This window comes from Rhodobacter sp. P1_C2, assembly GCF_056406375.1.
Window position 1 is genome coordinate 15,783 of record NZ_JBFUAG010000008.1, and the last position, 21,794, is coordinate 37,576.

Sequence of the window (21,794 nt, forward strand, 5' to 3'; positions counted from 1 at the left end):
GCTCACCTCTTCGTATCCCCGGGTGATCTCCTAGCGCCATCCGCAACTGGCACGCCCTGAGTGAGGAACATCTTCTCCAGTTCGGTGAGATCAGTTGGGGTGAGCTCTTCTGCCCGGCGCAGTTTCTGGAGGGCGATGAGGTGTTTGTGCTTTTCGAGTAAGCGGCGGGCCTTCATCGTGAAGCGCAGCTTATCCATGCCGGGGGCGACGGCGCCGATGACGATCTCGGTGCCAGCGCACTTCTCGTCGGTGAAATCGGTGTGGACGATCTTGCGTGCGATGGGCTCGATCAACTTGACCAGTTCGAGCAAAGCACGGCGGAGGCGCTCGATGTCCTGCAGCGTGACATCCTGCCATAATTCGTCGGTTTGCACTCCGAGGATCAGGAGCAACGGGTGCTTGAGCATCGGGATGTTGGCGCGCGGTTCCAGATCAGACGCGACCTTCCTGATCCGGTTGGAATATCGGGCGAACGTCGCGTCGGACTGCCATCAATTTCGAGCCTGTGCCATGGCTCACGCTTCTGGAACTTCTCGACCGTACGGCGCTTCTGGCACACAAGGAAGTTGTCGACGGATATCCGGGCCAGTTCGTCGTTCAGCCGGACTCTGAGGTCCTTCAGAACGTCACTGTGGACCTCTTTGCCGTCCATCTCGTTCCCAGGCGAGTGAACGCTGGCTTCATTTCTGGTCTCTCCCTGTCGGCTTTCTTGCATGTCTGCACAGGTGCCCTGTCCAATGAACGATGCTTGGGCAGTCACCATCAGCTTGGAGAAATCTGCCGGGTGATCGGGCCACTCCGCTCAATCAATTCCAAGCAGCTTCCCGTTCGATCCGAAACGACAGTTGAATTCGCGCGTCGTCGCCGTGCTTTGCACATAGACTTCGAAGCCGCGTCCGGCGGGCTGGGTAAGCTGCAAGAGAGCTCAAGGGCAACATCCGAGAGCGGCGTGATCGTGCTTGGGTAATCCTTCACAAATTAACGGGCCTCGGCAGGAGAACCTCCTCGGCAAGATGCATGAGAACGTTCGGATGAAAATGACGAGTGACAGCGAAGCCCAGACCCCGGCCGGCGTTCGGCATCCGGTCGTTTCCGCGGCCTCGGCGGGGTCTGGTCAAGTGCTTTCGACCAGCCCCCTTCGCTGGGTGACCTTTCGGCCGCGTCGGCTCAGTTCAGCGGAGAGCGCGCGGAGGGGATAAGGATCGTCGAGTCGACCTCGAGGATGTCGGCGACATCGAAGCCTTTGGCGTCCGCTGCGGCCTCTGGACTATCGATGTAGCGCTGCGCGACCTCCCGGGGATCGGCGCCCTCGTCGTAGGACACGAGGACGAATATCCGCAGCTTCGGGTCGTCCTTTTGGGTCCACAAGCCGTGCGCCTCGACGCCGAACTGGCCGAAATTCTCGAGGTGGCGCGGATAGACGGTCGCGGCATAGAAATCGAGCGCTTCCTTGCTGCGCAACGCGTAGACACGCATTTCATAGGTTCGCATCGGGCCTCCTTTCAGGGGGATGGGGCTGGCTTTCCCGGTCGCACCCGGGTGCCAGAGGCATCAGGATGGCTGGCGCGGCGGCGAGACGGCACCGATCTGGATGAAGACGTCGAGCGTGTTGAGCTCGTCCCAATGCTCGACGAACTTTCCGTCCTCGACCCGCCAGATGTCGATCGAGCGCATGAGGAAGGGATTGTTCGTGCCCGAATAGCCCATGAAGGTGCCGGTATGGGTGCCCTCGTAGCGGTAGCGTCCGATCACGTGGGTGCCGCCCTCCGCGACGAACACGGCCTCTGCCGTCACCTTCAGGTCCGGCACGGCCGCGATGATGGCCCCGAGGACCTGTTTCGACCCTTCAAGGCCCGGCGCGGCAAAGGCGTTGTGGTTCACGTAAGCGGGCGACTTGATCTCGTCGAAGCGCGAGACATCGTGGCCGGACATGATTTCGGCGAAGAGATGGCCGAGCTTTTCCAGATCGGCATGGGCAAAGGTGGTCATGAAGCGCCCCTTTCAAGGGTGAGGGATGAGACCGGCATCTAATTGGCGCCGAGGATGAGGCAGAGGCCGACGGCGACGATGACCAGCCCGGTGAGGCCGTGCATGCCATAGGCGAGGCCCCGGCTTCCGTTCGACCGAAGCACGGTGATCATGTCACCAAAGGCGATGAGGCTGGCCGCAAGCATGAATTCGCCCAGGATTTGCGGTGTTCCGTTCAGCATGAGCAGAATGACAACGATCCCCGACACGATGTCGCGGGTTCCCTTCACCGAAAGCCAGGCGTCGAAGCCGGAAGACGGCGGCGGAGAGGCGGCGATGCCGAATTCGGACGATGCCCCGCCCGGCGACAGCCAGAAGCGGGAGCCGAGAAAGATGATCGCGGCGGCGATCACGCCGGACAGCGCGTAACCGATCTGAATCAGCAGGTGGGAGTGGATCATGGTGGCTTGCTCCTATCATCTACAATTTTTCTAGCGTTGCTATATTTAGCCGTCAAGCGGGATTCTAGCGTTGACAGGAAATAATACGTCGGTAGAAGTGTGGGCATGTCGATCACAGACCGCAAAGAACGCCAGCGCACGGAGCGCTATGAACTCATCCTGAACACCGCGCTTGAACTGGCCGCGGCGGAAGGCTGGGATGCCGTGACGACCCGTCGCCTCGCCGCACTGATCGAATACAGCCAGCCCGTCCTCTACAGCCATTTCAAGGGCAAGGCCGAGATCATGGCCGCCGTCGCCATGCGTGGGTTCGACGAGCTTGCGCGCGACCTGAAGAAGGCGGCGGGTGGCGAGAATGCCCTGTCCGCCGCCTGTGCCGCCTATCTTCACTTCGCCGAGGCGCAACCGGTCGTCTACGAGGCGATGTTCGTCTTGCCGACGGACCTTCTGTTTGCCAGCGCGCAGACCCTTCAGGCGCTTCGCGCGGCCTTCGCCGCGCTGGTGGCAGCGCTTGGCCCGGATCAGGCGACCCCCGTGCTTTCGGCGGAAGTGCTGTGGAGCGCCCTGCACGGGCTGGTCACCCTCACACAGTCCAAACGCATCCCCTCCGACCAGGCGCAGGAGCGGCTGGAGATCCTGATCCGGAAATTCGGCAGCACTTGCTGATCGCTGTGACGCCCGGTGCTTCCTCCGCCCGATGGTGGAGTCTGGTCCAAAGAGGGGACCGGATGAGGAAGTGAACGAAGGTCACGAAAGAGCAGATTCCCAGCATCTTGCAGGAGCAGGAGGCCGGGGGGCGGCACCAGTCAGGGCCAAGGCCTCTGATCGCCCTGCATTACCGCTGGAACGCTCCGGCCCCCCGCGTGATGGCGTCGGCGATCTTCTCGGCCACCATGATGATCGGGGCGTTCACGTTTGCCGACGGGATCTTGGGCAGGATCGACCCATCGACGATGCGCAAATGTTCGAGCCCGTGCACCTTTCCTGCCGCATCGGTCACGGCACCTGCATCCCTGCCCATCCGGCAGGTGCCGACCGGGTGGTGTTCGGTGTTGGCAATGTCGCGGATGAAGGCCTCGATCTCCGCATCGGTGGATTTGCGGTGCACGGGGTCCAGCACGCCGGTCGAATATTTGCCCCATGCCGGTTGCGCCGCCATCTCCAGCGTTTTGCGCACCCCATCGATCATCTCGACCATGTCGCGGCGATCTTCGAAATAGTTGAAGCTCAGCGCGGGTTTGTCGGCCGGATTGCCCGATTTCAGCCGGATCGACCCGCGGCTGAAGGGACGCATCTGGCTGGTGAAATATTGGAACCCGTCGCCCAGCACGACCTTGCCGGACTGAAAGTCGGCCAGGAAGGGCAGGAATTCGTGCTGCAGGTTGAAGTAATCGGTGCCGCTGCCGCCGTCAAAGAAGGCGCCGACCTCGAAGAAGCTGGTGGCGCCAAGGCCTGTCTTGAAGAGCAGCCATTCCAGCCCCAACCTGGCCCGCCCGGCAAAACTGTTGAGCTTGCGGTTGATCGCATCGGCCCCGTTGGACCCGAACCGCAAGGAGGCCACGACATGGTCTTGCAGGCCCTGGCCCACGCCGGGCAGATCGGACACCAGCGGAATGCCGTGGGTCTTGAGGTGCGCGGCCTCTCCCACGCCTGAAAGCATCAGGATATGGGGCGAGCCGATGGTGCCGGCGGACAGGATCACCTCGCGCCCGGCCATGACGGTTTCCGCCTGACCGCGGCGGCGATAGGCCACACCCTGCGCGGTGGTGCCGGCAAAGACGATCTTCTCGACCAGACAGCCGGTCCGCACCGTCAGGTTGGGCCGCGCCATGGCCGGGTGCAGATAGGCCACCGCGGCCGAACAGCGCTTGCCATCGCGGATGGTCGCTTGCGTGACATGGACGCCTTCCTGATCGCCGCTGTTGTAATCGCCCGCGGCAGGCAGGCCATATTGGTCACCCGCAAGCTGGAAGGCGTCATAAAAGGCATGCCGGGCGGCGCTGCGTGTCACAGCGAGAGGGCCATCGCCGCCCCGCTTCGGGTCGCGCCCGCCTTCGAAACTCTCCATCTTGCGGAAGTAGGGCAGGCAGTCCTGAAAGCTCCAGCCATCGACGCCAAGGCTGGCCCATTGGTCGTAATCCTTGGGATTCCCACGCACATAGACCATCCCGTTGATCGAGGAGGAGCCGCCAAGGCCGCGCCCGCGCGCCTGCCCCAGCACGCGGCCATGCAGCGCCGGTTCCGGCTCGCTTTCGAACTTCCAGTTGTAGGTGTCGCTTTCCAGAAGAAAGGTCAGGGCGGCGGGCATCTGGATGAAGAGGCTGCGGTCCGAGGGGCCGGCCTCCAGCAGGCAGACCGAAACGGCGGGGTCTTCGGTCAGGCGATTGGCCAGCACGCAGCCGGCCGATCCGGCGCCGATGATCACATAGTCGAATTCAGGGGTCTTGGCGGTCATGGACGCAGTCCTGTCTTGAGAGGGGGCAAGGCGGGTCACTCGACCAGCGTGACCTTGGAACCGTTGAGGAAGACCGCCGGGGTGAAGCCGCGCGCAAGGGCGAGGGGGACCATCAGGAACTGCAGCGGGATGATCTCGACCGCGGGCAAGAGGGCAGGGGCCAGGTCCGGCAATTCCAGGATCTCGATCCCGTCGCGGCGCAGACTGGCGGGTGGGCTCGCGGCAAGAACCAGGCAGCGCCCGCCGAGACGGGCGATGTCGAGGGCGGTGACCTCGTTCAAGTCGCGTTCGGCCCCGTGGCCGAGGAACAGGATCGCCCGGAAGCCCTCGCGCACCAGCTCCAGCGGGCCATGACGGAACTGGCCGCCGGTCAGGGCGGTGGAGTCCAACTTCGTCGCCTCCACCGTCATCAGGGCCGCCATGCCCGCGCTGGAGAAGCTTGCGCCACGGGCGATGTAGGTGAAGGGGCTTTTCGGGCCAAGGAAGGCCATCGCGGCCTCGGCGCCTCGTTCAAATCGCTCCAGATGCGCGGCGGCGGTGTCGGCCAGCGCTGCGATCATCTCCGTGGTAAGGTCCGTGCTGCCCAGAATGGCCTGCTCCACCGCCAGCAGGGCAATGAATCCCGCGACATAGGTCTTGGTCGAGACGGCGTCCTCTTTGCCGGCCTCGGTCGCCACGGCGCAATCCGCCCAAGCGGACAGCGTGTTTCTGGCGCCGTTGGTGATGGTGATAACACCGTAAGGCCGCACCGAACCCTCGGTCAGGCGCCGCAATTCAACGCTTTCGCCCGATTGCGAGATGGCAATCACCAGCGTGTCGCCACGGATCAGGCCCGGGGCCTGCTGGATCAGCTCCGACGAATCCCAGAGCGAGACGGGGACGGGCAGCCGTGCCGCAAGACGCTGCCAGCTGCCATAGGCGCTGAAATAAGAGCCGCCCATGCCGGTCAGGATGACGTGGCGGATGTGGCCCTCGGCCATCGCCGCCCGCCAACCGGCGATCTGCGCCAGATGGCTTGGGGTCACCCCGGCCCAGGCGCGGCGGATGGCGTCGGGTTGTTCGCGGATATCGGCGAGGAAATTCTTGGCGGCGGTCATGATAACTCCAAAGTCAGAACCTGGGCCCGCGCGGGGCCGGTCGGGTGGGATAAGGTCAGAACATGACCACGGTCGCCGCGCCGATGATCCCGGCATCGTTGCCAAGCCCGGCAAGGGCGAAATCGGTGTGGCGGAGGTTGTAGGGCATGGCGCGGCGCTGCGCTTCGTCGCGGATGGCGGTGACGAGACCCGCGCCGACCGCGCTGATGCCGCCGCCAATCAGGATGCGGTCCGGCGCGAAGATGTTGCACCAAGTGGCGGCGGCCATGCCGATCCAGCGGCCGGCCTCGGTGATGATCGCGGTGGCCGCGGGCTGCCCCGCGATGGCGGCGCGGACCAGCGAGGCGGTTGCCGTGCCTTCGGTGGCCTTGGGGAACAGATCGAGCGCCCGCCGCTCGATCGCGTCGCCCGAGGCTACGGATTCAAGGCAGCCAAGACAGCCCTGGCGGCAGCGCACCGGGTTTTCCGGAACCAGAACGACATGGCCCGCATCGCCCAGGGTGCCGTTGGCCGCGTTGAAGGGCGCGCCCTCCACGACCAGCGAAACGCCAATCCCCGTGCCCACCGTGATCAACAGCAGACGCTGGACACCCTGTCCCGCCCCGAAGCGGTATTCGGCGATGGCACCGGCATCGGCATCATTGACCATCCGGACCCTGCAGCCAAAGCGGCGGGCCAGAGTTTCGACGATCGGCCCCCCGTCGAGGGCCGGCACATTGCTGTTCGCACCCGTGGCAAGGTCAGGCAGAAGATGGCCCGGATAGCCGATGCCGATCCCGGCGATCTGGGCCCCGGCCAGCAGGGCCTCGATGGAGGCGCCATAGGCGGCGAGGATCTGGTCAAAGGAGGCGCCCTCGACCACGGGAATACGCTGGCGGGCCAGGATGGTGCCATTGGCCGTGACCAGGCCGATCTTGGTGCTGCCGCCGCCGATGTCGAGGCCGATGAAAAGGTCCTGCTGCATCCGTCAATCCGACAGGCGATAGCGGCTGACATGCAGCATGAAATCCCCACCGCGATAGGTGGATTTCACATATTCGATGACCTGGTCATGTTCTGTCATCGTGACGCGCCAGACCGACAGAAGCGGGCTTCCGACCGGGATCTGCAGCGCCTTGGCCTGGTCTTCCGATGCGGCGACCGGTTCGAACAGCGCGTCGGTCCAGGTCGGCACGATGCCCCAGCGCGCCTCGATCTGGCTGTAGAGAGAGCCTTCGCTGAGGTTCAGCGTCTCGATCCCGGGATACATGTTCACCGGAAGATAGGCGTCTTCCAGCGCCACGGGGCTGCCGTTGATGGTGCGGATGCGCTTGAGGTGAAACAGCGCCACATTGGCCGGGTTCTGCACCTTCAGATGCGCCTGCATCCCGGGCGGCAGGTGATCCACGATCCCGGCCTCCAGCACTTCGGCGCCGGGCGTGTCGCCGGCCTTCTGAACCTCGCGGGTGAAGCTGTGAAAGCCCGAGACCCCGCCCATGCGACTGGCCGTCTTGAAATAGCCCCGGCCCTGTTCGCTGTAGATCAGCCCGCGCGCCTCCAGCCGTTTCAGCGCGCGACGCACCGTCACGCGCGAGATCTTGAATTCCTGCGCCAAGGCGCTTTCGGAGGGGAGTTGTGGCCCTTCCTCCTGCCGCGCGCCGCTTTCGATTTCGGCGGCCAGGATGTCGGACACCTGCGCATACATCGGCGCGCCGCCGGTGCGACGGATCCCCATCCTGCGAAAACTGTTCTCGGTCATCCAAATCCTCCGGCCAGGCTGTCGAATCTCTTGACTCGACATTAGCATGTGCGCTTGTTAATACAAGTGAACAACGAACACCAGCCCGGGGAGAAGATCAAAAAATGACCGCACGAAAGTATGGAAGACTTCTGGCGCAGGCCTTGGCGCTGGCGACTTTGGCGGCGCCCGCCTTTGCCTTTGATTGGAAAGCGCAATCTGGTCAGGACATCACCGTCATGGTCAGCGAGAACCCCTGGACCAACGGTCTGCGCGCCCATCTGCCCGAGTTCGAGGCCGCGACGGGAATCAAGGTCAACCTCAGCGCCTTTGCCGAGGATCTTTACAGCGACCGGATGAACCTGGCCGTCCGTTCGACCGAACCCGTGGCCGATGCCTATATGATCCAGATGGATTCGGCGATCTTCGAACAGTACGGCGCAGATGCGGTGGAACCGCTCAGCCCCTATATCGCCGACGCCGCCAAGACCGACGTGGGCTATGACCTTGAAGATTTCCCGGCAGGCTTCCGCGCCGGGGCGAGCTTTCCCGTCGGTGACCCGGCGGCCCAGCTTTACGCGATCCCGATCTCTTTCGAGGCCTATATCCTGTTTTACAACAAGGATCTGGTGGCCAAGTACCTCGGCGGCACGGTTCCCGCCACGATGGACGATCTGATGACCGCCGCCGCCAAGGTTTCGGCGGCGGGTGGCGGCCAGGATTTCGGCGCCACGATGCGCGGCAAGCTGTCGGCCGAGCTGGTCGATACGATGACCGGGATCGTCTTCGACGCCTGGGGCGATGCGCCGGTCAAGCTGCCGGAGAATGTCTGGTTCGATGGCGACTGGGCGAAGCCGCGCTTCAACGACCCCAAGATCACCAAGGGCCTGTCCTACTATGCGGGCCTTCTGAAGGCCGGTCCGCCCAGCGTCATGTCCTATGGCTGGGAAGATGCCAGCCGCTTCTTCGCCGATGGCCATGCCGCCTTCTTCGTCGATGCCTCGGTCTTCGGGCCCAGCTTTGAATCGCCCGACTCGTCGAAAGTGGCGGGCAAGGTCGGCTATGCGCCCCTGCCGCCCTCGGCCGGCGACATCGGCTACAGCGGGCACTGGGCCTGGGGCCTGTCGATCCCGAAGAACTCGACCAAGAAGGATGCGGCCTGGCTGTTCGTGCAATGGGCGACCGGCAAGGCGATGACCACCGAATTCGGCAAACTGACCGGCGGCGCGCCGCGCCTGTCGTCCTGGGCCGATGCCGGCTACAAGGCCGCGCTGAACCCTGACTATATCGCGGCGGTGCAGACCCAGATGCAGCACACCCGCCCGACCTCGGTCTTCCGCGAGGGGTGGAGCGAAGTGGTCCTGAAGATCGTCGACACCATCCAGCAGATCGCCGGCGGCACCGATCCGCAGGATGCGACCAATGCCCTGCAGGACGATCTTGCCGGCACCTTCCAGTAATGGGTCGAGCCCGGGCGGCGCATCCGCTGCCGCCCGGGTTCCAAGTGGTTTCAGGCAGGAAAGTGCGATGCAACGCAAGGCCTTCAGTCCCTATTGGCTTCTGGTTCCGGCTTTGACGGTGCTGGCGCTGAATACATTCTACCCGGTGATCTATTCGATCTGCCTGTCCTTCACCGACTGGAACTGGGGCAAGACCAGCAACTTCGTCGGTTTGAAGAATTTCGTCACGGTCCTGACCAAGGCGCAGTACCGCGGCGCCTTCCTGAACACGCTGGTGTTCTCGGTTTCCGCCGTGGTGATCGAGACGCTTCTGGGCCTTGGCCTCGCGCTGGCGATCAACGGGTTGACGCGCGGCGCCGGGCTGATCCGCACCATCCTTCTGATGCCGCTGATGGTGTCGGGGATCGCGGTGTCGCTGGTCTGGAAGGTGCTGCTGGACCCGACCCAGGGGATCATCAACTACGGCCTGTCGCTGATCGGCATTGCGGGCCCGGCCTGGCTTGGCACCGTGCCCACGGCGATGCCCTCGATCATCATGATCGACACCTGGTGGCAGACCGCCTTCACCTTCATCATCCTGTCCTCGGCCCTCAAGGGCCTGCCCGCCGAGCCCTTCGAGGCCGCCCGCCTGGAAGGCGCAAGCGCCTGGCAGACCTTCCGGTTCATCACCTTGCCGATGCTGAAGCCGGTCCTGATCACCGTCATCATCTTCCGCACCGTCGACACGCTGAAGGTCTTCGACATCATCTTCGGCACCACCGGCGGCGGACCCCTGCGCGCCACCGAAGTGGTGCAGACGCTGGCCTACCAGACCGCTTTCAAATTCCACCGATTTGGCGAATCCGCTGCGATTTCCGTGGTCTTTTCGCTGATCATCCTGGTGCTCTGTCTGGCCTATCTGCGGCTTGACACCGAAGAGAAGGACGCATCGTGACGCCGAAACTCATCCCCCAGGCGGCCCGCTACGCGGTGGCCCTCACCGCCGCCGTCGTGTCGTTCTTCCCGATCCTGTGGATCGCGATGATCGCCCTCAAGACCCGCGACGATGCCTTCGCCATGCCGCCCGTCTGGATCTTCACCCCGGTCTGGGAGCATTTCGTCAAGGCCTGGTCGACCAGCGGCTTTTCCGGGGCCTTCCTGAACTCGGTCATGGTCTGCGCCTTGGGCAACCTTCTGGCCTTTGCCATCGGCATTCCGGCGGCCTATCTCTTGAACCAGCGCAAGGTGCCGGGGCGCAAGGCGATCCTGGTCTGGCTTCTGATCTCCTACATGCTGCCCGAGTTCCTCTTCGTGATCCCGGTCTATGTGCTTTATCAGCAGATCGGCCTTTACGACACGGTGATCGGGCTTGCGATCATCTACCAGATCTTCACCTTGCCCTTCACCATCTGGCTGGTCCGCGCCTTTTTCGCCGATGTCCCCGCGAGCCTGGCCGAGGCCGCCCGGCTGGAAGGGGCGACGACCTGGCAGATCATCTGGAAGATCTATGTGCCCATCGCCGCACCGGGCCTGGCCGCCACCGCGATCCTGAACGCGATCAAGATGTGGAACGAGCTGACCATCGCCCTGTCCCTGACCTTCAGCAAGGCCCAGACCGTCACCCTCGCCGTGGCGGGGTTCCGCGGCTATGCCTCGATCGACTGGGGGGCGATGTCGGCCGCCTCGATCATCGTGATCCTGCCGATGGCCCTGTTCGCCATCCTGGCGCAACGCCACATCGTCCAGGGGCTGAGCCTCGGTTCGGTGAAATAACCCGTTCAGATCCGGCGCTGCCGCATCACCCCGCCCTTCAGCCGTCAGGAGAGCCACATGGCCACCGTTTCGCTTCGCAACATCGACATTTCCTATGGCATGGCCACTGTGGTCAAGGCGCTGAACATGGAGATTGCCGATGGCGAGTTCACCGTGCTCGTCGGCCCCTCGGGCTGCGGCAAATCCACCATCCTGCGGCTGATCGCGGGGCTGGAGGAGCGCTCCGCGGGCGATGTCTTCATCGGCGGGGATCAGGTGTCGGACGCCGACCCTGCGGCGCGCAACGTGGCCATGGTGTTCCAGAACTACGCGCTTTACCCCAACATGACGGTGGCCGAGAACATCGCCTTCGGCATGAAGATCCGCAAGGTCGACCCGGCCAGGATCGAGAGCGCGGTCAAGGACGTGGCCCGCATGGTCGGCCTGACCGACCATCTGTCCAAGCGCCCGGGCAAACTCTCCGGCGGGCAGCGCCAGCGCGTGGCCCTGGCCCGCGCCATCGTCCGCAATCCCAAGGTCTTCCTGTTCGACGAACCGCTGTCGAACCTCGACGCCGAATTTCGCGCCTCGATCCGGCTGGAACTGCGCCAGCTGCACAAGAACCTCGGCGCCACGATGATCTATGTGACCCATGACCAGGTCGAGGCGATGACCATGGGCGACCGCATCGCCGTTCTGGCCCCGATCGGCGTCACCGGCACCCACAATCTCATGCAGTTCGATGCGCCCGACACGATCTATCGCAAACCGGCGAACCTCTTCGTGGCCCGCTTCATCGGCTCGCCCAAGATGAACACGTTCGAGGTCGATGCCCGTGCCGGGGGCCTCGTCATCGCGGGCCAGACCCTGACCTCGGCGCGGCCCTTGCCGCCCCGGGTCGTCGTGGGCATCCGCCCGGAACATATCGAGGTCGGCGATCACGGCGGGCTGACCCTTGCCGCGACGGTGAAGGTCACCGAGAACCTCGGCCACGAATACCTTGTCTTCACGGAAACCGCGCTCGGGCCGATCACCCTGCGGATCGCGGACCGCTATGACTGCCCCAGGGAAGGGGAGGGCCTGACACTCACCCTGCCGCAATCGCGCCTGCATCTGTTCGATGCCGCAACCGGAACCCGGATCGAACTGGAGGCGTGAACGGGCCGCTGTCGTTGCTTGTCCCCATCCCGGCCTCCTTGCCGCACAGTCAGGGCGCAAAGCGTCTGCACATCCTGGGGCACTTCAGGGAGATGACTTAGACCACCGTCGCGCCCCTTCCGCCATGACGTCTCCTCTCTCCACCCCGCAGCCGGCTTGTGCGCGAGAGGTTCAACAGGCGGCCCGGCTTCTTTGGAGGACGGCGAAGACCCCTGCACAATCTCCCGCACCTCGGCGCAGCCTTTCGCCACACCCTGACGATGCAGCCGAGGCCCGGCCTTGCAAACCCGCGTCAGAATCGGGCGGCGCTTCAGCCGCGCAGCAGCCCGGCATGGGAGGGCAGGTGGATCGTGGCAGACAGTCCGCCATGGCGGGGCGAGGTGCCCAGCTGCAGCCGTCCGCCATAGGCGATGACCAGATCGGTCGCGATCGCCAGCCCGAGTCCGGCGCCCGGCACCGACATGTCCAGCCGCGCGCCGCTTTCGAGGACGCGCGCCCGCGCCGCCTCGGGGATGCCGGGGCCGTCGTCCTCGACGCAAAGCGCCACGCCGCCCGCCTCGGACCAGGCGCTTAGCCGGATCGTCGTGCCGGCCCATTTCAGCGCATTGTCCAGAAGGTTGCCCAGCACCTCCTCCAGATCCTGCGGGTCCATCCGGACCTGCAACTCGGGGGCGGTCGCAATCTCCAGCCGCTTGCCCTGGCGCGCGCACATGGCGCCGAACAGCCGCGCCAGCCGCTCCACCGTCTGTGCGAGGTTGATCGGCCCGCCCACCCCCTCGGCCGAGTGGATGGCGCGCATCCGGGCCAGCGAGCGGCTCAGCTGCGCATCGAGCCGGTCCAGCGCATCCAGTGCCGGGGCGACCTCCTGCCCGGTTTCCTGCAGCGAAACCAGTTCGTTGCGCAGGATCGCCGCGGGCGTCTTCAGCGCATGGGCGAGGTCCGAGGCCTGGCGGCGGGCGCGGGCCACCGTCTCCTTGTTGCGGGCGAGGAGCAGGTCGATGTCGCCAACCAGCGGCGCCACTTCGGAAGGGTAATCCTGCGGGTCGAGCCGGGCATCCCGCTCCCACCGCGAGGCGACCTCTTCGCGCAGCTGCCGCAGCGGGCGCAGGACGACCGCCATCTGCAGCCAGGCGCTGACCAGGCCGAAGGCCACCACGATGCCGAAGGCGATCAACAGGCTGTTGCGCGTGTCCCTGCGTTCGGCGAGCAGGTCGGTCAGGGTTTCGGCCACCGTCACCGTCCAGACCGTTCCATCCGCCAGGGTGATATTCTGCTGCATGCCGCGCAAGGCGCCGCCATCGGGGGCGGGGCCGTTCCAGCTGGTCAGGTGATCCGAGGGTTGGGTCGGGGCGGCCAGCACGGCCCCGATCAGCGAGGGCGAGGTATAGACCGTGCCGTCCGCAGCCTCGGTCTGCCAGTAGCGGCCGGAATAGGGCCGCTGGTAGGCCGGGTCGATCAGCACCTTCTCCAGCGCCGCCTGATCGCGGGCCGTGTCGCTCAGGGCCACGACAAGCTGGGCGTGGCGGTCCTCCAGCTCGCGGTCGAAGCGTTTCAGCGTCACCGCGTCGATATAGGCGAAGAGCGCGAGCGAGACGACCGCCACCGACAGTGCCGCCGCGATCACCGCGTTGATCAGGGCGCGGCGGCGCAGCGACCCCATCAGTCGCGGCCGATCGTATAGCCTGCGCCACGGACCGTCTGGATCAGCCCGGCCCCGAGCTTCTTGCGCAGCCGGGTGACGAAGACGGCGATGGTGTTGGAATCGGGGTCGCTGTCATGGGCATAGATATGTTCGGACAATTCGGTGCGCGAGACGAGTCGGCCCGCGTGGTGGAACAGGTAGGACAGCACCGCCGTCTCCTGCACCGTAAGATCGACCGGCAGGCCTTCGAGCATGGTGCGGCTGGTCCGGCTGTCGAAAACGACGCCATCCTTTTCGAAGACCGGGTTGGTCTGCCCGGTCGCGCGGCGCAGCATGGCGCGCAGGCGGGCCGAAAGCTCGGGCATGTGAAAGGGTTTGGTCAGGTAATCATCCGCCCCGGCATCCAGCCCGTCCACCCGTTCGGACCAGCCATCCCGCGCCGTCAGGATCAGGACCGGGGTGGTCACCCCGCCGGCCCGCCATTCCTTCAGCACCGAAAGCCCGTCGCGCCCCGGCAGCCCGATGTCGAGCACGATGGCGTCATAGGGTTCCACCTCGCCCAGATGGGCCGCCTGCACGCCGTCATGCACCACATCGACCACGCGCCCCTCGGCCTGCAGGACCCGGCGGATCTGCTCGGCCAGGGTCGGCTCGTCCTCCACGATCAGCAGGCGCATCGGGCGCTCCGTCCGCGGGGAGGGCTATTTGTCGCGGCCATTGCCATTCCCCCCGGCATTGCCATTGCCGCCCGAATTGCCATTGCCGCCGGAGTTGCCGTTGCCGCCCGAGTTGCCATTGCTGCCGGAATTGCCGTTGCTGCCCGAACTGCCGCTGCTCGATGAATTGCCCCCGGCATTGCCGTTCGATTTGGCATTGCTGGCGCTCGCCGCACTGGCCGAGGCGCTCGCGCCCACGGTGCTGGCCGCCGCATTGACGCTGGAGGCCAGGGTCGAGCTTGACGCAAGCAGCGACCCGCTGTCGGCGTCGATCACGACCGAGACCACCTGGCCATCAGGCTTTTTCACCAGAACCCGGTAATAGAGCGCCGATCCCTGAAACGCCCTTATGTCGAGAACCTCGCCCCGCGCCTGATCCAGCGCGGTTGCCATCGCGCGGCGCGGGTCTTCGGCCGCCCCCCTGTCCAGCAAAAGGCGCAGCTCGGGCCGCGAGAGTTCCTTGAAGGCCTCGCCCAATGCGGGAGAGGCCAGCAGAGCAGCAGACAAGAGAGCAGGGGCAAAGGGGACTCGCATGGAACCCGTCATAGCAGAACCATGGTGAACCGTCGATGAACGGGCTGTTCGCTCTGGGTTCAAGCCCGCTCGTCTAGGGTGATGCCATTGATTCGTGGCCTGGGGCCGCGAACCGCGTGACAGCGGCACAAAAGGAGAAGATCCGATGAAACAGAAATTCGCAGGCCTCGTGACGGCCTCTTCCATTGCGATCCTGTCTTTGGCGGGGATGACGGCGGCGGTCTATGTCGTGGCGCCCGATGCGGCCATGGCCGAGTCCGGCAAGGGTGGCGGTAATGGCAATGGCGGCGGCAACGGCAATGGCGGTGGGAACGGCGGCGGCAATGGCGGTGGCCATTCCTCCAACGGCGCCTCGGGCAATTCCGCCGGCGGCAGCGCGGCCGGTTCGCAGGGCGGCAACAGCGGCAAGAGCAGCGCCAATGGTGCCGCGGGTCACGGCTCGGTCCATAGCGAGCTGAAGGGGCTGAACGCCGCCCATGCCAGCCTGACCGCGCTGGAAAATGCCCCGCCGAACAGCCACCTTGGCCGCATCAACGCCTACCGCGAGGCGGCGCTCGCGACGAGCACGCAGGCCGCCGAGCTTGAGGCCAGCATGAAGGCCTATAACGACTATCTTGGCAGCTATACCGGCCCGACGTCGACCGAGCTGCAGGGCCAGATCGACGCGGCCAATGCGGCGAATGCCTCGCTGCAGGACCAGATCGACGCGCTCGACCCGAACTCCTCGACCTATGATGCGGACAAGGCCAATCTGGAATCGCAGATGACCGATACCACGGCCCTTGCCGACGAGCTGCAGCAGGCCGAGACCTACGAGACCAATCTCGACGCATTGGCGCAGGAAGTGACGGCCGACCAGACCAGCTATGACGCCGATGTCGCGACCGAGCAGCAGTCGCTCGACACCGCCTCGGGCGGGCGGACGCTGAGCGATGCCGCTTTGGCCGAACTGCGCCGCGAGCTGGGGCTTTAGGTTTCGTCTCCCTCGGCGTGAACCGGCCCCGGGGGGCGCAGGCAACTGCGCCCCCTATTCTTGGGCTTGCCTTGGCGCCTCTTGCGGGACGGCCGCCGTCAAGCGCAGACCTTGGCCGCTTTCCTCGCCCCCCGCGAACCGCAAAAGATTTCGCATGAAAATGCGCCGGGCATGTCACATCCGGCTTCTCCACCGCGTCATCCTCATGTCAGATGAACCTGGAGAGACCGATGACCCCCCGCATGACCGACGCTATCAAACGTGCCGAGACCGGCTTCAAACCGCTGTTCGCGCTTGAGGCCGCGATCAAGGCCAGCCCGCTGGAGCACAGCCTTCTGCACCTCGTCAAGCTGCGCGCCAGCCAGATCAATGCCTGCGCCTTCTGCATCCACATGCACACCGCCGAGGCGCTGAAGGATGGCGAGACGCCGCTCAGGCTGCACATGCTCCCCGCCTGGCGGGAAAGCCCGATCTATACGCCCCGCGAACGCGCAGCCCTGGCCTGGACCGAGGCGCTGACAAGGCTGGAACAAAGCGGCGCCCCCGATGCAGACTGGCAGGCGGTGGTGGCGGCCTTCACCGAGGAGGAGCGGGCCTGGCTCTCGCTGGCGATTGGCGCGATCAACCTCTGGAACCGGGTGCAGGTCGGCTTCCGCGCGGCGCATCCCGAAGATCTGCCTGCGGCCCGGGCCCATGCCGCCTGATCCCGGCACCGCGATCTTCCAGGCGCAACGGCCCCGGCTGCTGCGTCTGGCCTACCGCATGCTCGGCTCGCGCCATGATGCCGAGGATGTGGTGCAGGAGGCCTGGCTGCGCTGGCAGGGCAGCGATCAGGCTGCGGTGCGCGAACCCGGCGCCTGGCTCACGCGGATCGTCTCGCGGCTTTGCCTCGACCAGATGAAATCCGCCCGCGCCCGGCGCGAGACCTATCCCGGCACCTGGCTGCCCGAACCGCTGATCGAGCCGGAGGACGATGCCATGCGGCCCGACAACCTGACCCTGACCCTGATGATGGCGCTGGAACGCCTGTCGCCGCTGGAGCGGGCGGCCTTCCTTTTGCACGACGTCTTCGGCCAGAGCCTGGAGGAGGTTTCCGTCACGCTGGAACGCAGCCCGGCCGCCACGCGCCAGCTTGCCGCCCGTGCCCGGGCGCATGTGCAGATCGACCGCCCGCGCTATGACCTGCCGCGCGATGCCGCCGAGACCCTGGCCCGCGCCTTCTTTGCGGCCTGCAAATCGGGCGATGCGGCGGCCCTTGGCGCGATGCTGGCCGAGGGGGTCACCTTCCACGCCGATGGCGGCGGCAAGGTCACCTCCTATCCCAATGTGATCGTGGGGGCGGAGAACCTGATCCGCCTGTTCCAGGGCTGGTCGCGCAAGTTCGGCGCGCGGATGGAGCTGATCGCGCCCTTGCGGATCGACGGATTGCCCGGCTTTGCCAGCCGCGTCGACGGCCATCCCCAGACCACCGCCCTGCAGATCGAGGAGGGCCGCATCACCGCCATCTACATCACCCGCAACCCCGACAAGCTGGACGGGGTGATCCGCCATTGACCCGGCGCCAGCCGGGGCGCCGCGCCTAGTCCGGCAGCCCGGCCAGGCGGTAGCCCGCGATGAAATGCGCCTTGGTCGCGGCATCCTTGAAATGGGTCGAGGAGACCCAGTGCCTTATGGTGAACATCGGGTTGCTGGCCATGAAGAGGGCGGCCTCGCGCCGCGCCTCCTCGATCTGGCCGAGCTGGGCCAGGCTCGCGGCCAGATAGCGGCGCGAGGCGGTGCGGTAGGTCACCGGGTTGCGCAGGGTCGTGACCGCCGCGTCATAGCGGCCAAGGGCATATTCGGTCTTGCCCTTGGCCATGAAATACCAGGCCGGCGGCAAGGGGTTGATGCGCAGGGCGCGCTGGACCAGCTGTTCGGCCTTGTCATGCGCCCCGGCAAACAGCAGGAAATCGCCATACATCACCATCCCGTCGGCATTGTTGGGGTCGAGTTCCAGCGCGCGTTCGTGTTCGCGCTGCGAGGCCTCCCAGAAGCCGGCGTAATCCAGCAAGAGGGCATAGGTGGCGTGGCATTGGGAATCGTTGGGGTCAAGGTCGACCGCCCGCCTGGCAAGGTCCAGAACGGTGCCGCGGCGGGTGTCGACCGGGATATTGCCGTGGTTCCAGGCATCGCTGCGCGCGATGGCCAGCCAGCGGCAGGCCTCGGCATAATCGGGGTCGAGGTCAAGCGCCTGTTCCAGCAGCACGATGGCCTCGCGCATCGCATCACCGAGGCCAAAGGCGGATTCCGCCAGCGCCCGGCCCCTTGTGCACAGATCATAGGCCTCGGTCGTCTTGGGGCGGTTGCGCGGCGGCGGGGCGACCAGCTGGCCGACCAGCGCGCTGCTGATCCGGGCGCTGACCTCGTCCTGCAGATCGAAGATGTCGTCGAGCTGGCGGTCGAAGCGTTCGGCCCAGAGATGCCCGCCGCCGAGGCTGTCGATCAGCTGCGCGTTGATCCGCACCCGCCCGCCCGAACGGCGCGCCGAACCTTCCAGAAGATAGCGCACCCCCAGCTCGCGCGCGATCCGGCGCACGTCCATCGCCTTGCCCTTGTAGGCAAAGACCGAATTGCGCGCGATCACGAAGAGGCCGGGCACGCGGGAGATGTCGGTGATCAGATCCTCGGTCAGGCCATCGACGAAATATTCGTAATCGGGGTCGGCGCTCATGTTGGTGAAGGGCAGGATCGCGATGGAGGGGCCCTCGGGCAGGGTCAGGGCCTCGGGCTCAGGCGCGGCCGCCAAGGGCTCCATCCTGATCCGGAAGACCCGCCGCGGCTCGGCGATGTTCTTGAGCAGCTGCGGCCCGAGATCCTCGAACTGCGCGTCGATGCGGCGTTTGACCTGGTCATGGACATTGGCGGACAGAAGGATGCCGCCCGGATCGGCCAGCCCCTCCAGCCGGGCCGCGATATTGACGCCATCGCCGTGCAGATCGCCGCCTTCCACCACGACATCGCCGAGGTTGACGCCGATGCGGAAGATGATCCGCTGGTCTTGCGGCACGCCCTGGTTGCGCTCGGCCATGCCGGTCTGGATCTGCAGCGCGCAGGTGGCGGCATTGACGGCCGAGTTGAACTCGACCAGGAACCCGTCGCCCATCGCCTTGAAGATGCGTCCGCCGTGCCGGGCGATCACGGGGTCGAAGAAGTCGCGGCGGTGGCTGTTCAGCGCGACAAGGGTGCGTTCTTCATCGACCCCCATCATCCGGGAGTATCCCACCACATCCGCCGCAAGAATGGCGGCAAGCCGACGTTCGACAGTCCCTGCGCACATATCCAATCCTGGGGTCGGTGGCCTGAAATGAACCCGAAGAAGCTGCAGCGACAATAACACCGCTTCCGCGCCGCGTATCCTGCGAATGAGAGGAGGGCAAAGGGATATCGCCCCGGCGCGGGGTTCTGCTGCGCGAAAAGGCCGCGACCGCAGGGCTGGGCGCCACCCGTCAGGGAGGCGTGGGGGGCGGGCAGGGGCGTACCCTGCGCGCCCCTGTGTGGTCAGTGACCCTCTGGCTGCGCGGCGCGCGCCACGGCCCTTGCGGCCTTCTGCAGCGTCTCGAAGGCGGCAAAGCCCAGATCGTGGCGCTGCCGCACGGCCCCGGTGGCGGGGGCGAAGCTGCCGCTTTCGTGCGACATCGCGGCGATGGCGCTTTGGACATCGGCAAAGTGACGGCCCGCGACCGCGCCGAGGATGGCAGAGCCAAGCAGAACCGGCTCTTCCGCCGCGGTGTTCAGGACCGGGACACCGGTCGCATCGGCGAGGATCTGGCGCACGAGGTCATGGCTGCCGGCGCCGCCGCTGATCAGGATGCGCCGGATCGGCGCGCCGTGGCTGGCCTGGGTGTCGATGATCTGGCGCAAGCCATAGCCCAGCCCGCAGAGCCCGGCGATATAGAGGGCGATCAGGCTGTCGATGTCGCTGCCCATGCCGATGCCGGCGATCAGGCCGCGGGCATTGGGGTCGGCAAAGGGGGCGCGGTTGCCCAGAAACTCGGGCACCACATGCAGGCCGGCTGCCAGATGCACCGCTTCGGACAGATCGGGCGTCATCGCGCGATTGGCGAGCCAGACCGGCAGGGGCAGACCCTCGGCCCGGGCGAGGGCTGCGGCCTCGGCATGGGCGGGGTGCAGGGTCAGAAGATGGTCGATGGCGGCCCCCGCCGCCGACTGGCCACCCTCGTTCAGCCACATGTTGGGCAGCATGGCCGAAAAATAGGGACCCCAGACGCCCGGCACGAAGACCGGCTCTGCCGTCGTGGTCATGGTGCAGGAGGAGGTGCCGAAGACATAGGCCATGTTCTGCGTCGGGTCCGACCCGACCGCCCCCACGGTGCCCAGCCCGCCGGCATGGGCGTCGATCAGCCCGGCGGCGACCGGGGTGCCCTCAGCCAGGCCAAGGTCGCGCGCCGCCTCTGCCGTCAGCCCCCTGGCCAGCGGCGTTCCCGGTTCGACCACTTCGGCACCGATCCGGACAAAGCCCTCATCGGCCAGCGCGCCAAGGCCGATTGCGGCGAAATAGCCGGGGTCCCAGCGGCGTTCATGGGCCAGATAGGTCCATTTGCAGGTCAGGGTGCAGGTCGACCGCGCAAGCGAGCCTGTCGCCCGCCAGGTCAGGAAATCGGCGAGGTCGAAGAATTGCCACGCCGCATCAAAGACCTGCGGGCGGTTCTCCTTCAGCCAGAGGAGCTTGGGCGTCTCCATCTCGGGCGAGATCAAGGCGCCGACATAGCGCAGCACGTCATGGCCGATCGCATTGATCCGCTCGGCCTGACCGGTGGCGCGGTGGTCCATCCAGACGATGATGTTGCGCTGCGGATTGTCGGAGGAGACGGGCAGCGGCGCATGATCGGGCCCCAGCACCACGAGCGAGCAGGTCGCATCGACGCCGATGCCGGTGACCTCGGCCGGATCGATCCCGGCTTCGGCCACGGCGCCACGCACGGCGGTGCAGACGGCGGCCCAGATCTGGTCGCTGGACTGTTCCACGATGGAACCCGCCGCGCGCCAGATCGTCACCTCGGCCTTGGCCGTGCCCAGCATCCTGCCCGCCTTGTCAAACACACCTGCGCGGGCGCTGCCGGTGCCGACATCAATGCCGATGAGATACATTCAAAGGTCCGTGCTGTTGGGAAGGATCACCAGATCCCGGATCGTCACGTTACGCGGGCGGGTCAGCATGAACAACACCGCCTCCGCCACTTCGATGGGCTGCATCAGGCTGCCGTTGGCGAGGGCCTCTTCCATCTTGGCCTTGGGCCAGTCGTCCAGAAGGGCGGTCACCACCGGGCCGGGGCAGACGGCGCCGACCCGGATGCCATGCTTTGACACCTGCCGCCGCACCGTATGGACAAAGGCCTGCACCGCGAATTTCGAGGCGGTGTAGATCGGCTCCCAGACCACCGGCACCAGCCCCGCGATCGAGGAGGTGACGAGGATATCCCCCGTCCCGCGTTCGACCATATGCGGCAGCACGGCATGGATCGAGCGGAAGGCGGCATTCACGTTGAGGTTCAGCACGCGGTCCCAGACATCGGGGTCACCCTCCACCACCGGCCCGCCGATATAGGCGCCGGCATTGGCGTGGAAGATGTCGAGCTGGCCCGCCTCGGCCAGGATCGCGGGCAGCATCGCGTTGACCGAGGCGGGGGACATCAGGTCCACGACCAGCGGGCGCGCCTTGGGGCCAAGCTCGGCGCAGAGGGCGCGCAGCTTGTCCTCGGCCCGGTCGACCAGAAACACCGTCGCCCCGGCGCGCAGCATGCTGCGGGCGCATTCCAGCCCGATGCCAGAGGCGGCACCGGTCACGGCGGCCACCTTGCCGTTCAGTTCTTCCGACATTTTCG

At 65.9% G+C, this 21,794-nt stretch carries 22 protein-coding genes; 8 read left to right on the plus strand and 14 right to left on the minus strand.

Features of this window, described 5'->3' with window-relative positions; genetic code table 11:
• Positions 1–2 precede the first annotated feature (2 nt).
• The 4 genes from AC1DZT_RS14910 to AC1DZT_RS14925 form a co-directional block, all read right to left on the minus strand.
• On the minus strand, positions 3–407 hold the full coding sequence (locus AC1DZT_RS14910) for a hypothetical protein (protein ID WP_478007431.1): 405 nt from the start codon (positions 405–407) through the stop codon (positions 3–5).
• A 760-nt stretch (positions 408–1,167) separates the two neighbouring features.
• Entirely contained in the window at positions 1,168–1,491 is a 324-nt protein-coding gene (locus tag AC1DZT_RS14915; protein WP_478007432.1) for an NIPSNAP family protein, read from the minus strand.
• A 60-nt stretch (positions 1,492–1,551) separates the two neighbouring features.
• Entirely contained in the window at positions 1,552–1,989 is a 438-nt protein-coding gene (locus tag AC1DZT_RS14920; RefSeq protein WP_478007433.1) for an ester cyclase, read from the minus strand.
• 38 nt (positions 1,990–2,027) lie between these two features.
• Entirely contained in the window at positions 2,028–2,429 is a 402-nt protein-coding gene (locus AC1DZT_RS14925) for a DUF4267 domain-containing protein (protein ID WP_478007434.1), read from the minus strand.
• 105 nt (positions 2,430–2,534) lie between these two features.
• Between AC1DZT_RS14925 and AC1DZT_RS14930 the strand changes: the two genes are divergently transcribed.
• The gene (locus AC1DZT_RS14930) at positions 2,535–3,095 is read left to right on the plus strand and encodes a TetR/AcrR family transcriptional regulator (RefSeq protein ID WP_478007435.1); all 561 of its coding nucleotides are present in this window, start codon (positions 2,535–2,537) and stop codon (positions 3,093–3,095) included.
• A gap of 169 nt (positions 3,096–3,264) precedes the next feature.
• On the opposite strand, the gene AC1DZT_RS14935 is transcribed toward AC1DZT_RS14930, so the two are convergent.
• Genes AC1DZT_RS14935 through AC1DZT_RS14950 form a run of 4 tightly spaced genes read right to left on the minus strand, consistent with a single transcriptional unit; the run spans position 3,265 to position 7,719 of the window.
• On the minus strand, positions 3,265–4,884 hold the full coding sequence (locus tag AC1DZT_RS14935) for a GMC family oxidoreductase (RefSeq protein ID WP_478007436.1): 1,620 nt from the start codon (positions 4,882–4,884) through the stop codon (positions 3,265–3,267).
• 35 nt (positions 4,885–4,919) lie between these two features.
• Entirely contained in the window at positions 4,920–5,981 is a 1,062-nt protein-coding gene (locus tag AC1DZT_RS14940; protein ID WP_478007437.1) for an SIS domain-containing protein, read from the minus strand.
• Positions 5,982–6,036: 55 nt separating this feature from the next.
• Positions 6,037–6,945, minus strand: a complete 909-nt coding sequence (locus AC1DZT_RS14945) for an ROK family protein (protein WP_478007438.1) — start codon at positions 6,943–6,945, stop codon at positions 6,037–6,039.
• A gap of 3 nt (positions 6,946–6,948) precedes the next feature.
• A complete protein-coding gene (locus AC1DZT_RS14950) occupies positions 6,949–7,719 on the minus strand; it encodes a GntR family transcriptional regulator (protein WP_478007439.1) in 771 nt (256 codons plus the stop codon).
• 104 nt (positions 7,720–7,823) lie between these two features.
• Here AC1DZT_RS14950 and AC1DZT_RS14955 point away from each other — a divergent pair, with 104 nt between their 5' ends.
• The 4 genes from AC1DZT_RS14955 to AC1DZT_RS14970 all read left to right on the plus strand — a co-directional run bounded on the left by AC1DZT_RS14955 (position 7,824) and on the right by AC1DZT_RS14970 (position 12,047).
• A complete protein-coding gene (locus tag AC1DZT_RS14955) occupies positions 7,824–9,158 on the plus strand; it encodes an extracellular solute-binding protein (protein ID WP_478007440.1) in 1,335 nt (444 codons plus the stop codon).
• A gap of 67 nt (positions 9,159–9,225) precedes the next feature.
• Positions 9,226–10,092, plus strand: coding sequence for a carbohydrate ABC transporter permease (locus AC1DZT_RS14960; RefSeq protein WP_478007441.1), 867 nt, complete (start codon positions 9,226–9,228; stop codon positions 10,090–10,092).
• Positions 10,089–10,910: a carbohydrate ABC transporter permease gene (locus tag AC1DZT_RS14965; protein WP_478007442.1), complete on the plus strand. Its 822-nt coding sequence runs from the start codon at positions 10,089–10,091 to the stop codon at positions 10,908–10,910. Before AC1DZT_RS14960 ends, AC1DZT_RS14965 begins: the two co-directional genes overlap by 4 nt.
• Positions 10,911–10,967: 57 nt before the next feature.
• The gene (locus AC1DZT_RS14970; protein ID WP_478007443.1) at positions 10,968–12,047 is read left to right on the plus strand and encodes an ABC transporter ATP-binding protein; all 1,080 of its coding nucleotides are present in this window, start codon (positions 10,968–10,970) and stop codon (positions 12,045–12,047) included.
• 310 nt (positions 12,048–12,357) lie between these two features.
• Here AC1DZT_RS14970 and AC1DZT_RS14975 read toward each other — a convergent pair whose 3' ends face one another.
• From AC1DZT_RS14975 to AC1DZT_RS14985, 3 genes are read right to left on the minus strand one after another with little or no spacing between them, the layout of a single operon-like run.
• Positions 12,358–13,707, minus strand: a complete 1,350-nt coding sequence (locus tag AC1DZT_RS14975) for a sensor histidine kinase (protein WP_478007444.1) — start codon at positions 13,705–13,707, stop codon at positions 12,358–12,360.
• Positions 13,707–14,366: a response regulator transcription factor gene (locus AC1DZT_RS14980; RefSeq protein ID WP_478007445.1), complete on the minus strand. Its 660-nt coding sequence runs from the start codon at positions 14,364–14,366 to the stop codon at positions 13,707–13,709. The genes AC1DZT_RS14975 and AC1DZT_RS14980 overlap by 1 nt, the downstream gene beginning before the upstream one ends.
• 24 nt (positions 14,367–14,390) lie before the next feature.
• The gene (locus AC1DZT_RS14985; RefSeq protein WP_478007446.1) at positions 14,391–14,939 is read right to left on the minus strand and encodes a PepSY domain-containing protein; all 549 of its coding nucleotides are present in this window, start codon (positions 14,937–14,939) and stop codon (positions 14,391–14,393) included.
• Positions 14,940–15,084: 145 nt separating this feature from the next.
• Between AC1DZT_RS14985 and AC1DZT_RS14990 the strand changes: the two genes are divergently transcribed.
• The 3 genes from AC1DZT_RS14990 to AC1DZT_RS15000 all read left to right on the plus strand — a co-directional run bounded on the left by AC1DZT_RS14990 (position 15,085) and on the right by AC1DZT_RS15000 (position 17,466).
• Positions 15,085–15,912, plus strand: a complete 828-nt coding sequence (locus AC1DZT_RS14990; RefSeq protein ID WP_478007447.1) for a hypothetical protein — start codon at positions 15,085–15,087, stop codon at positions 15,910–15,912.
• A 230-nt stretch (positions 15,913–16,142) separates the two neighbouring features.
• The gene (locus AC1DZT_RS14995; RefSeq protein ID WP_478007448.1) at positions 16,143–16,616 is read left to right on the plus strand and encodes a carboxymuconolactone decarboxylase family protein; all 474 of its coding nucleotides are present in this window, start codon (positions 16,143–16,145) and stop codon (positions 16,614–16,616) included.
• On the plus strand, positions 16,606–17,466 hold the full coding sequence (locus AC1DZT_RS15000) for a sigma-70 family RNA polymerase sigma factor (RefSeq protein WP_478007449.1): 861 nt from the start codon (positions 16,606–16,608) through the stop codon (positions 17,464–17,466). Before AC1DZT_RS14995 ends, AC1DZT_RS15000 begins: the two co-directional genes overlap by 11 nt.
• Before the next feature lie 25 nt (positions 17,467–17,491).
• On the opposite strand, the gene AC1DZT_RS15005 is transcribed toward AC1DZT_RS15000, so the two are convergent.
• The 3 genes from AC1DZT_RS15005 to AC1DZT_RS15015 form a co-directional block, all read right to left on the minus strand.
• Positions 17,492–19,228, minus strand: coding sequence for an adenylate/guanylate cyclase domain-containing protein (locus AC1DZT_RS15005; RefSeq protein ID WP_478007450.1), 1,737 nt, complete (start codon positions 19,226–19,228; stop codon positions 17,492–17,494).
• Positions 19,229–19,449: 221 nt separating this feature from the next.
• Positions 19,450–21,060 carry an FGGY-family carbohydrate kinase gene (locus AC1DZT_RS15010; RefSeq protein ID WP_478007451.1) on the minus strand — a complete coding sequence of 537 codons (1,611 nt, stop codon included), beginning with the start codon at positions 21,058–21,060 and terminating at the stop codon, positions 19,450–19,452.
• On the minus strand, positions 21,061–21,789 hold the full coding sequence (locus tag AC1DZT_RS15015; RefSeq protein ID WP_478007452.1) for an SDR family oxidoreductase: 729 nt from the start codon (positions 21,787–21,789) through the stop codon (positions 21,061–21,063).
• Between the last annotated feature and the right edge of the window lie 5 nt (positions 21,790–21,794).

Excerpts from the sequence above, each read along its gene's own strand:
- AC1DZT_RS14910 (WP_478007431.1), bottom strand. The coding sequence starts at position 407 with ATGCTCAAGCACCCGTTGCTCCTGATCCTCGGAGTGCAAACCGACGAA.
- AC1DZT_RS14915 (WP_478007432.1), bottom strand. The coding sequence starts at position 1,491 with ATGCGAACCTATGAAATGCGTGTCTACGCGTTGCGCAGCAAGGAAGCG.
- AC1DZT_RS14920 (WP_478007433.1), bottom strand. The coding sequence starts at position 1,989 with ATGACCACCTTTGCCCATGCCGATCTGGAAAAGCTCGGCCATCTCTTC.
- AC1DZT_RS14925 (WP_478007434.1), bottom strand. The coding sequence starts at position 2,429 with ATGATCCACTCCCACCTGCTGATTCAGATCGGTTACGCGCTGTCCGGC.
- AC1DZT_RS14930 (WP_478007435.1), top strand. The coding sequence starts at position 2,535 with ATGTCGATCACAGACCGCAAAGAACGCCAGCGCACGGAGCGCTATGAA.
- AC1DZT_RS14935 (WP_478007436.1), bottom strand. The coding sequence starts at position 4,884 with ATGACCGCCAAGACCCCTGAATTCGACTATGTGATCATCGGCGCCGGA.
- AC1DZT_RS14940 (WP_478007437.1), bottom strand. The coding sequence starts at position 5,981 with ATGACCGCCGCCAAGAATTTCCTCGCCGATATCCGCGAACAACCCGAC.
- AC1DZT_RS14945 (WP_478007438.1), bottom strand. The coding sequence starts at position 6,945 with ATGCAGCAGGACCTTTTCATCGGCCTCGACATCGGCGGCGGCAGCACC.
- AC1DZT_RS14950 (WP_478007439.1), bottom strand. The coding sequence starts at position 7,719 with ATGACCGAGAACAGTTTTCGCAGGATGGGGATCCGTCGCACCGGCGGC.
- AC1DZT_RS14955 (WP_478007440.1), top strand. The coding sequence starts at position 7,824 with ATGACCGCACGAAAGTATGGAAGACTTCTGGCGCAGGCCTTGGCGCTG.
- AC1DZT_RS14960 (WP_478007441.1), top strand. The coding sequence starts at position 9,226 with ATGCAACGCAAGGCCTTCAGTCCCTATTGGCTTCTGGTTCCGGCTTTG.
- AC1DZT_RS14970 (WP_478007443.1), top strand. The coding sequence starts at position 10,968 with ATGGCCACCGTTTCGCTTCGCAACATCGACATTTCCTATGGCATGGCC.
- AC1DZT_RS14975 (WP_478007444.1), bottom strand. The coding sequence starts at position 13,707 with ATGGGGTCGCTGCGCCGCCGCGCCCTGATCAACGCGGTGATCGCGGCG.
- AC1DZT_RS14980 (WP_478007445.1), bottom strand. The coding sequence starts at position 14,366 with ATGCGCCTGCTGATCGTGGAGGACGAGCCGACCCTGGCCGAGCAGATC.
- AC1DZT_RS14985 (WP_478007446.1), bottom strand. The coding sequence starts at position 14,939 with ATGCGAGTCCCCTTTGCCCCTGCTCTCTTGTCTGCTGCTCTGCTGGCC.
- AC1DZT_RS14990 (WP_478007447.1), top strand. The coding sequence starts at position 15,085 with ATGAAACAGAAATTCGCAGGCCTCGTGACGGCCTCTTCCATTGCGATC.
- AC1DZT_RS14995 (WP_478007448.1), top strand. The coding sequence starts at position 16,143 with ATGACCCCCCGCATGACCGACGCTATCAAACGTGCCGAGACCGGCTTC.
- AC1DZT_RS15000 (WP_478007449.1), top strand. The coding sequence starts at position 16,606 with ATGCCGCCTGATCCCGGCACCGCGATCTTCCAGGCGCAACGGCCCCGG.
- AC1DZT_RS15005 (WP_478007450.1), bottom strand. The coding sequence starts at position 19,228 with ATGTGCGCAGGGACTGTCGAACGTCGGCTTGCCGCCATTCTTGCGGCG.
- AC1DZT_RS15010 (WP_478007451.1), bottom strand. The coding sequence starts at position 21,060 with ATGTATCTCATCGGCATTGATGTCGGCACCGGCAGCGCCCGCGCAGGT.
- AC1DZT_RS15015 (WP_478007452.1), bottom strand. The coding sequence starts at position 21,789 with ATGTCGGAAGAACTGAACGGCAAGGTGGCCGCCGTGACCGGTGCCGCC.